We start from the raw sequence: 9024 nt of genomic DNA, 5'->3' as shown, positions 1-9024 counted from the left end.
CCGGCGAAGTCTGCGCGCAACGCCAGTTCGAAAGTGCACGAGCGTACGTTCGGTGACGCTGACATTAGAAAGTCTCGATAGAACCAAAACCGGGACAGCCCCCGGGACGCGGGGCCGGTGAACGTTCAGAATCCCAGCAGGTGACGACATGATGCAACTGCAAGCCAAAGCTAACAACCCCAGCCGTGAGGGCGAGCGGCGGTTTCAAGCGCGAAACCGCCTACCGGCCTGGCTCCTCCTTCTTGCCAGCGCTGTGCTCGTTTTGCCCGCGCATGGGCAGGATGGCGGCACTCATCCGCTGTTTGCCCTGGGCGTGGGCGCGCGCGCCATTGGATTGGGCGGCGCCACGGTTGCGATGCCGACGGATGCCACCACGCTCTATTGGAATCCCGGCGGCCTGGACTTCATCCAGCAGAAGAACGTCGCGCTGTTTTACACGCCCCTGATCGACGGCACGAAGTATCACTTCGTCGGCTATGTGCATCCCACGCTCGATTACGGCACCTTCGGGGTGGGCTGGTTGCACTGGGACGTGGGCGACGTCAAGCACGTGCGGGATGACGGCGAGATTCTGAGCGAGAGCAACACCTTCGGGCAGGATCGCATCATCATCGGCGGCGCCAAGAGCCTGAACTTCGGGCTTTCGGTCGGCGCCAATATCAAGCTTGACCGGCAAGTGATCTCAATCCAATCCGACCCCACTGCCAGCGTGGCGTTTGATCTCGGCGCGGTCTATCGCCCGGATCTCGGCGAAGGCGTGCTGGAGGATCTTGCGCTTGGTGTGGCGCTCGAGAATTTGGTGATGACACCGTTGACGCTCGGCTCCACTGAGGAGACTTTTCCGCGGCTGCTGCGCGCCGGACTCGCCAAGCCCATTCGCGTCGGCGAGGGCGGCGACGCCCTCAACCTCTCCTTGTGCTATGAACAGCGGGCGCAGGCCGACAGTCGCATGGCCTTCGGCAGCGAGTACATCTATCGCAACCAGGCCATGCTGCGCGCCGGATACAACGGCAGTGTCTTCAGCTATGGCGGCGGCGTCGTCTACCAAAATTTCCAGATCGACTACGCCATGGGCAAGTACGCCAGTGAAGAGAGCTTTGGCGTGTTCGGCATGGAACATCGCGTGAGCCTGACGATTCACTTCGGCCGCACGAAAAATGAGCTGATTCAGCTTGCGCGCGACCGGGAAAAAGACCGTATTGCTAAGCAGATTGAGAACCAGCGCCGTTTGGAGCAGCAAACGGAATTCGACGAGCTGATGGCCAAGGGCCGGACTTATTTTCAGCAGCAAAACTTCTTTCAAGCCCGCCTGAATTTCGCGCAGGCCAGCAACATCTTCCCCAACAACGAAGACGCGCTGGTGTGGAAGAACCGGGCGGAAAAGAAGATGGAGGAAGAAGAAGCGCGCAAGCAGGCGGAGATTGCCCAGGCCGAGGCCGCGAAAGTGGCGCGCGCCGACAGCATGTTCGTTGCGCAGCAGCTCGACAAGGGCAAGCGCTATTTCGATGTGGAGCAGTACCGCCAGGCCATCGACGCCTGGGAAGCCGGGCTGGTGCGCGTGCCGGATAACGCCGAGCTCAGGAGCTGGATCGAACGCACCAAGTCCCTGATGGAAAACCGCGTGGCGGAGATGCGCCGCCGCGCCCAAACCTATGAAGCCCAGGGCAACAACGTCGAAGCCATTCAAACGTACAACCGCCTGCTCAATGAAGCCGAGTTGGGGACCGCGGAGCGCAATGCCATCGCCGCCAAAGTGGCGGAGTTGGACCGCAAGCTCACCATCGGCCAGCATTTCAACCAGGGCGTGAAATACTACATCGACCGCCGCTATGCCGAGGCCATCGAATCATTCAAGCGCGCCAAGGAAGCGGAGCCCGGCAACAAGACCATCGACAAGTACATCTGGGACGCCGAATCACGCCTGAATGCGCGCGAGGAAGCCTTCGCGAGCGAGGACGTTCGCAGCAAGTACGTGGAAGCGCTGCGCCTCAACAAGAGCGGCCGTTCCGAGGAGGCGCTCAAGATGCTCGAGGAGATTCAGCGCCAGCAGCGCTACAACAAACGCATCCTGGACTTGATCGATCTGATTCGCGACAAGCTACGCAAGTGAAAGCCAGGCTTGCATCTCTCGCGAAAAATGCCGATGTTTTGACCGGCGGCGCACCGGCCGCCTGAGTCATCCGCAAGGCACAAGGACGCGCTGCAAGTCGGTGCGCGTCGTTGTGCCTTGATTTTGCGCCACCGGACCGTTTCCTGCCGGGGCCCCCTCGCCCGGAAGCGTTCATGCCTGCACAAGGCCTATCGGAGAAGCTTCTTGTTCAAGCAAATCGTCAAAGAGGAACTCAAAGTTCCGGCTCATATCGATTACCTGGCGGATTTGCGCGATTTCATCAGCCGCATCGGGAAGAAGTACGGCTTCTCCGAAAAAGTCATCAAGAATTTCAAAGTGGCGATCGACGAAGCCGCCACCAACGTCATCCGCCACGCCTACCGTGAAGTCGAGGGCGGCGGCTTCATTCTCATCCGCGCGCTGATCAAGAAGAACAGCCTCACCATTTGCCTGATCGATCAGGGCAAATACTTCGACCCCAAACATGTGCAAGCCCCGGATCTGCAGCGCTACGTGCAAATCGGCAAGCGCGGCGGCCTGGGCATTTTTATGATGCGCAAGCTCATGGATGAGGTCGACTACCGCAAAACCGAAGAGGGCAATGAGCTCCGCCTGACCAAGCTGCGCGACGGCACCCGCTTGCGCCGCAGCCTGGCCAAGCCCATTGCCTCCGCCGTCAAGGCCATTCCGTTTTCGCTCAAGGCCAAGTACTGGCTGCGCACCTTCGGCATTTTGCTCGCGGTGATTGCCGCGGGCTACTTCTACTCCTTTTTCATGCTGGAGCGCGCCGAGCGCGAAACCTTCCTGAACACGCTGCGCTCGGTCGAATCCCAGGTCACCAAAGCCCTGCGCGAGCAGCCGGAAGTGCTCGATGACATGACCGGCGACGCCATCGTCAACCTCCTGAGCAGCCTCTACCGGCCGTACAACAATCTGCTCTACGACCTCGTGCTGGTGAATGAGCACGACGAGATCATCGGGCACAACACCACGGCCGCCCTGTTTCTGCCCTACAGCAAGTCGGTGTCGCCGGGAGAAACCGTGGCGGAAGGCATTCAGTTGTATCAAGCCACCGGCATTGCCAACCCTTCGGCCGGGCAAACCGAAGTCTACGATCTCACCAGCGTGCTGCCGGTGAAGGATGCGGGCGGGGGCACCAAAACGTTGCACGTGCGCGGCTCCGCCGCCTATGTCCGCGCCCGCATTTCCGCGCAGCGCTGGGATCAGGCGCGGTTCGCCATCGCCGTGACGGTGGTGGCGGCGATCGGCTCGTTCCTGATGATTTACATGCTCATGAATCCGCTGCGCAAGCTGACGGAGTGGATCCGGCGCGCGGGCCACGGCGAGCTGGGCGACGAGATGGACATCGACGACTCTTCCGAGATCGGCGAGATTGCGCAGGCGTTTTCGGAGATCACCAGTAAATTCCGCGAATCGCAGAAGAACCTCGCCGACCAGGAACGGCTGCAGCGCGAGATGCAAGTGGCGCAGGAGATTCAGCAGACGCTGCTGCCCAGCGATTTCCCGGAGCTGGAGGGCTATGAGCTGGCCAGCCACTACGAAGCAGCACGCGAAGTGGGCGGCGATTACTATGATTTCGTCGAAGTCGACAAGGACACGCTGGGCGTGGTGGTCGCGGATGTGTCTGGCAAGGGCGTGCCGGGCAGTTTGGTGATGACCATGATTCGCACCGCGCTGCGCACCGAGGCGCGCGGCGTGAAGGACGCCGCCGAGGTGTTGACCCGCGTCAACAAGTTCGTCAGCGGCGACGTGAAGAAAGGCATGTTCGTCACGCTGTTCTATGTCATCATCGACAGCAAGCGCCGGCGGCTGAACTACGCCAGCGCCGGCCACAACCCGATGATTCTCTACCGCGCCTCCACCAAGAAAACCTATTATCTCAACCCGCGTGGCTTTCCGGTGGGCATCCAACTGCCGGACGAAGACCTGTTCCGCAAGTCGATTGAGAGTGATACCATCCAACTGATGGAAGATGACATTTTGCTCATCTACACCGACGGCATCACCGAGGCGATGAACAGCCGGCGCGAGCTGTTCGGAGAGGAACGGTTGCTGAAAATTATCCGCGACCATGGCCATCTGCGGGTAAAACCCTTTGTCGAAATGATCAAGGACGAGATTCTGTCGTTTACCGAGGGCGCCCCGCAGTCGGACGACATCACCCTGGTCGCGGTCAAAGAGAAGACTTCGCCGGAAAAGGAAGAGCTGCGGCGGGCCAAGCAGGCGCACCTGGCGATTCACACCGGCGCCAGCATTCGCGAAGCCTGTGAAGCCGCCGGCATCACCACTTACGCTTATTACAACAAATACAAAAAGGATTTCGAAGAGAAGGGCTTCGAGAATTTTGAAATCGATACCGAGACCTCGGTCGAGGCCAAGCACATCGCCATCGAAGACAAGATCAAGATATTCGATATCATCAAAAATAACCCCGAGTTTGGCGCCAAGCGCATCAGTGAAGAGCTCAACACCGAGAGGTATGACTTCTGCGGCATCAGTGAAAACAAAATTTATGACGAGCTGGTGCGCAGCCGGCTGAACACCCGGCAATTGCGCGAGGCGTTTGTGGCGCGTGGCATGCGCAGCAAACGGCCGATGAAACCGCCGGGCACGCCGATGTTGACACTGAAGGGCGAAGTCATCATCACCCGACCGCCAGCCGGCGAGCCGGCCCCTGCCGAGAGCAAAGCAAAACCGCCATACGAAAAACCGGCCGCAGCCGAACCGCCCGCCCGCGAGCGGCAGCCGGTGGCCGCGCCGGAAAGAAGTCCGGCAGAGACACCCTTCGCGATCGTTTCGCGGCGCCGCCGTGATTTGACCAAAAGCGGCGAGGAGAGCACGGCGCCACCGCCCGGGCCGCTTGCGGAACATGTGCCGCCGGACTTGTCGGTTGATCCCTCGATTTTTGATTTCAGCGCCGCACCGGAAACGCCGGCGCCGGAAAACAGCAGCACCAGCAGCCTGGACGCCATCGCCGCCACGGATTTTGATTTTGCCGAGCTTTTTGCCGGCGGCACCATCATTGACGAGCCGCCCGTACCACCGGTGGTGTTTCCCGAACCGCCTTCCATTGAGCCGGTGGTGTTGCAGGAACCGCTTGCGCCTGAAGTCAAGCCCGGCCCACGCCACCAAGAAACCAGTGGCATCACACTCAACCGCGGCGATGACGACATCTACTCTGCCGTCGAAGATCTGTTGCAGAGTGAAATCGAGTCGAGTTTTGGATTTGATTACGGCGCGCCGGCTGCGGAAACCACTCCGGCCAACGGCGCAGCCGACGAAGTGAAGCCCGCGCCACCCGCTTCGCCAGGCACTCCGCCGCCGATCACCACGGAGACGCCGGCAATGCCGTTCGTCGAAGTCGACGAACTGCTGCAGCATGCCTCGACCGGCGCGGTCGAGGAATCGCCTGAGCCGGAGGCGCAGCCGCCGCACGACCGTGCGCAAGAACCTGAGCAGGTGACCGAAGCGCCCGCAGCCGCAGCAGAACCTGCAGTTGCGGCAAACGACTCCCGGCCTGCGGCGGTCGCGACACCGGCGCCCGAGCAGCCGGTGGTGGCCGCGCCGCAGAATCCGGAAGACAGGAACGGCGAGCCCAGCGAAGAAGAACGCGAAAAACTCCTGATCGCCGGCTTGCGCTATTACAAACGCGGACAGTTTGACGAGGCTATCACGGAATTTTGCCAGGCGATTGCACGCTATCCCAACTTCAAGGAAGCGCACAGCATTTTGGGCAACGCTTATTTCCGCAATCGCATGTATGAAGATGCCAGCCGTGCCTACCGGCGGGTGAAAGAGCTCGATCCTTCGGACACCACCGCCTATGAAAATATGGGTGTGATCTTTGCTAATCGGGGTGAGTACCTGGAAGCCATGAAGGAATGGCAGCGCGTGCTGGAAATCGACCCCAGCCGCGACGACATTCGCCGCAAGATCGAGCTGGCCGCGCGCATGATGATGAAGCGCGCTTCCGCCTGATGCAAAGCCCGGCCGCTCCGGCATAAGACAGTCTGCCATTTCGCCAGGTGCCGGCAGTGACGTTCCGCCGGGATTACCGGCCGCAGCACGCGCAAGGGAGCGGCAAATCCCTGTTGACTTTGATCCCTATTCTTGTATATTGCGCAACGGTTCGAACATAGAGAGAATGCCTCAGGAGTGAACCATGGAAGGTATTCAGGTGTCCGTGGAAAAAACCGGTGTCAACAACAACATTGCCGTGATCAAGGTCGGTGGCTACATCGATACCACCACCTCCGCCGAACTGGAGCATGCGCTCGAAGGTTTGCTCAAGAACGGTATGAACGACATTATCATCGATCTCGGCAATGTCGACTATATCAGCAGCGCAGGCTGGGGAATCTTCATCAGCGAAATCAAGGGCATTCGGGAGAAGGGCGGCGACTTGAAACTGGTCCGCATGATCCCCGATGTCTATGAAGTCTTCGAGCTGCTGGAGTTTCACTACATTCTCAAAGCCTTTGACACCATCGAAGAAGCGGTGAATGACTTTGACCGCAACAGCAGCCTGCCACGCAAGGCTACGCCCCGCCCGGCGCCCAAGCCCGTGCCCGCGGACAACGGCGGCGTGATGGTCAAAAACGCGCCCAGCGCCATGGTGATGGACCAGCCTGCACCCGCCAAAGTCAAGGCCACTGCGCGCAGCGTCGATGACTATATCCGCGAAATCATCACCGAACAGCCCGAGGCCGGCACCTTCAAGATCAAACAAATGCTCTCCACTCCGCGCTACGGCATGCACCGCCTGAGCTGGTTCGAAGTGCGGCGCCGACTCAAAGACCTGGGCCTGGATTCCAAACAGAAACGCCTGGACTTCCTGCGGCAAAGAGTCGCCTGAGCTCCGGGCAGCCGTTGCGATTTTCAATGGTTCACCGCTTTGCTGAAAACCCCGAACTCTCCGGGGTTTTTCTCGTTTTGGGCGGCGCGATTTCGTTTCATTCGGCGCCTGCCCGTTTCCAATTCAACCTCGCGCGCTGACAGACTGCCGTCGCGCTCCGGCATGATTCCGGGCCGGGCGGCCGCCAGCAACCGGGCAACAGCTCACCAACATACATTCAGTATTCTGAGAGGGATTGAGGATGGAACAGATGACACGTGTCAAAAGCCCTTCCGCCGGCCATGCGCTTGGCTTCGCAGCAGGCAAACTGATTGTGCCCGACGATCCGATTATTCCATTCATCGAAGGTGACGGCACCGGCCCCGACATCTGGCGCGCAGCCAAAGCGGTGTTGGACGCCGCCGTGGCCAAGGCCTACGCCCGGCGCCGCCGCATCGAATGGCTCGAAGTCTATGCCGGTGAAAAATCGGTGGCGGTTTACGGCAACAACACCTGGCTGCCCGAGGAAACCCTCGAGGCCATCAAGAAATATCGCGTGGCGATCAAAGGCCCGTTGACCACGCCGGTCGGCGGCGGCATCCGCAGTCTCAACGTGGCGCTGCGGCAACTGTTGGATCTCTACGTGTGCCTGCGGCCGGTGCGCTATTTCTCCGGTGTGCCCTCGCCGGTGAAACGGCCGGAATTGGTCGACATGGTGATCTTCCGTGAAAACACCGAAGACATCTATGCCGGCATTGAATACCGTGCCGGCACCGACGAAGCCAGAAAAGTCGTGGCCTGGCTGCAAAGCGAAATGGGCGTCAAGAAGATCCGTTTCCCCGAAACCTCCAGCATCGGCATCAAACCGGTGTCCTCGGAGGGTTCCAAACGGTTGGTGCGCGCCGCCATCAATTATGCGCTCACGCAAAAGCGCAAATCCGTGACCCTGGTGCACAAGGGCAACATCATGAAATTCACCGAAGGCGGCTTTCGCGACTGGGGCTACGAGTTGGCGCGCGAAGAATTCCGCGAACACACCGTGAGCTGGGAAGAATGCGGCGGCAAACCGCCGGCCGGCAAGATTCTCATCAAAGACGCCATCGCCGACGCCTTTCTGCAGCAAATCCTCACGCGGCCGGATGAGTATGACGTCATCGCCACGCTCAACCTCAACGGCGATTACATCTCCGACGCGCTCGCCGCGCAAGTCGGCGGCATCGGCATCGCGCCCGGCGCGAATATCAACTATGACATCGGCTTCGCGATTTTTGAAGCCACGCACGGCACCGCGCCCAAATACGCCGGCCAGGACAAGGTCAATCCCGGCTCGGTCATTCTCTCCGGCGCGCTCATGCTGGATTACCTGGGCTGGCACGAAGCCGCGCGCTTGATTGAAACCGCGCTTGCGAAAACCATTCAGCAGAAAGTCGTGACGTATGATTTCGCCCGCTTGATGGAAGGCGCGCAAGAAGTGAAATGCTCGGAGTTTGGGCAGGCGTTGATCGCAAACATGTAGCGCGCGTTTTTGAGATGATGTTCCTGCAACGGCATTCTCAGAATTTTTTCGACACGCATCTCGGCCGTTGCGTCGAGGTCTTCAGGATTTCCGCGGTACTCGCGGATTGGGGAGACTCGGCGCAGCCGAGGCTGAGCGTTTTCGATCAGACATTCGCGCGCGTTTGTGAGAGAATGTTCCTGCAACGGCTGGGCCGTTGCGTCGAGATTGAGAAAGCCTCGGCGCAGCCGAGTCCGGAGCATCTTCGATTTGACACGCACTCGCCTGCGTCCAATGAGTGACGGTCTTGTGAGCCGGCTCCCCCACGGCTTGGCCGTGGGATGCCCGAGGGTTGGATTCTTATTTGGAAGGATTCTGAAAAGCCTCGGCTCAGCCTTTCCTGACTGGCGTACGAACAGAAAACCCCGCAGAAACCGCGAGACGGCCTCGCGCTTTTGTGGGGTTTTTTTGTCACATTCCGGGGACAGTCCCGCGCTTGGGCTTCCGCACCCTGACGAAGAAGGCTGTAATATCGGACAAACAACTTTCGCCCGTGACCGTGGT

4 protein-coding genes are annotated in these 9024 nt (G+C 59.9%); all 4 read left to right on the top strand.

Features of this window, described 5'->3' with window-relative positions:
* Positions 1-148 precede the first annotated feature (148 nt).
* The 4 genes from L6R21_11895 to icd all read left to right on the top strand — a co-directional run bounded on the left by L6R21_11895 (position 149) and on the right by icd (position 8481).
* Positions 149-2110, top strand: coding sequence for a PorV/PorQ family protein (locus tag L6R21_11895; protein MCK6559887.1), 1962 nt, complete (start codon positions 149-151; stop codon positions 2108-2110).
* A gap of 204 nt (positions 2111-2314) precedes the next feature.
* The gene (locus L6R21_11890) at positions 2315-6109 is read left to right on the top strand and encodes a SpoIIE family protein phosphatase (GenBank protein MCK6559886.1); all 3795 of its coding nucleotides are present in this window, start codon (positions 2315-2317) and stop codon (positions 6107-6109) included.
* A gap of 184 nt (positions 6110-6293) precedes the next feature.
* Positions 6294-6986 (top strand): STAS domain-containing protein, encoded by a 693-nt coding sequence (locus tag L6R21_11885; protein ID MCK6559885.1) that lies wholly within the window; start codon positions 6294-6296, stop codon positions 6984-6986.
* Positions 6987-7236: 250 nt separating this feature from the next.
* Complete coding sequence (gene icd, locus L6R21_11880) at positions 7237-8481, top strand: NADP-dependent isocitrate dehydrogenase (protein ID MCK6559884.1); 1245 nt, start codon at positions 7237-7239, stop codon at positions 8479-8481.
* Positions 8482-9024: the final 543 nt, after the last annotated feature.

Source organism: bacterium (assembly GCA_023150945.1).
Lineage (GTDB): Bacteria > Zhuqueibacterota > Zhuqueibacteria > Zhuqueibacterales > Zhuqueibacteraceae > Coneutiohabitans.
This window is presented reverse-complemented; position numbering and strand designations above follow the sequence as displayed.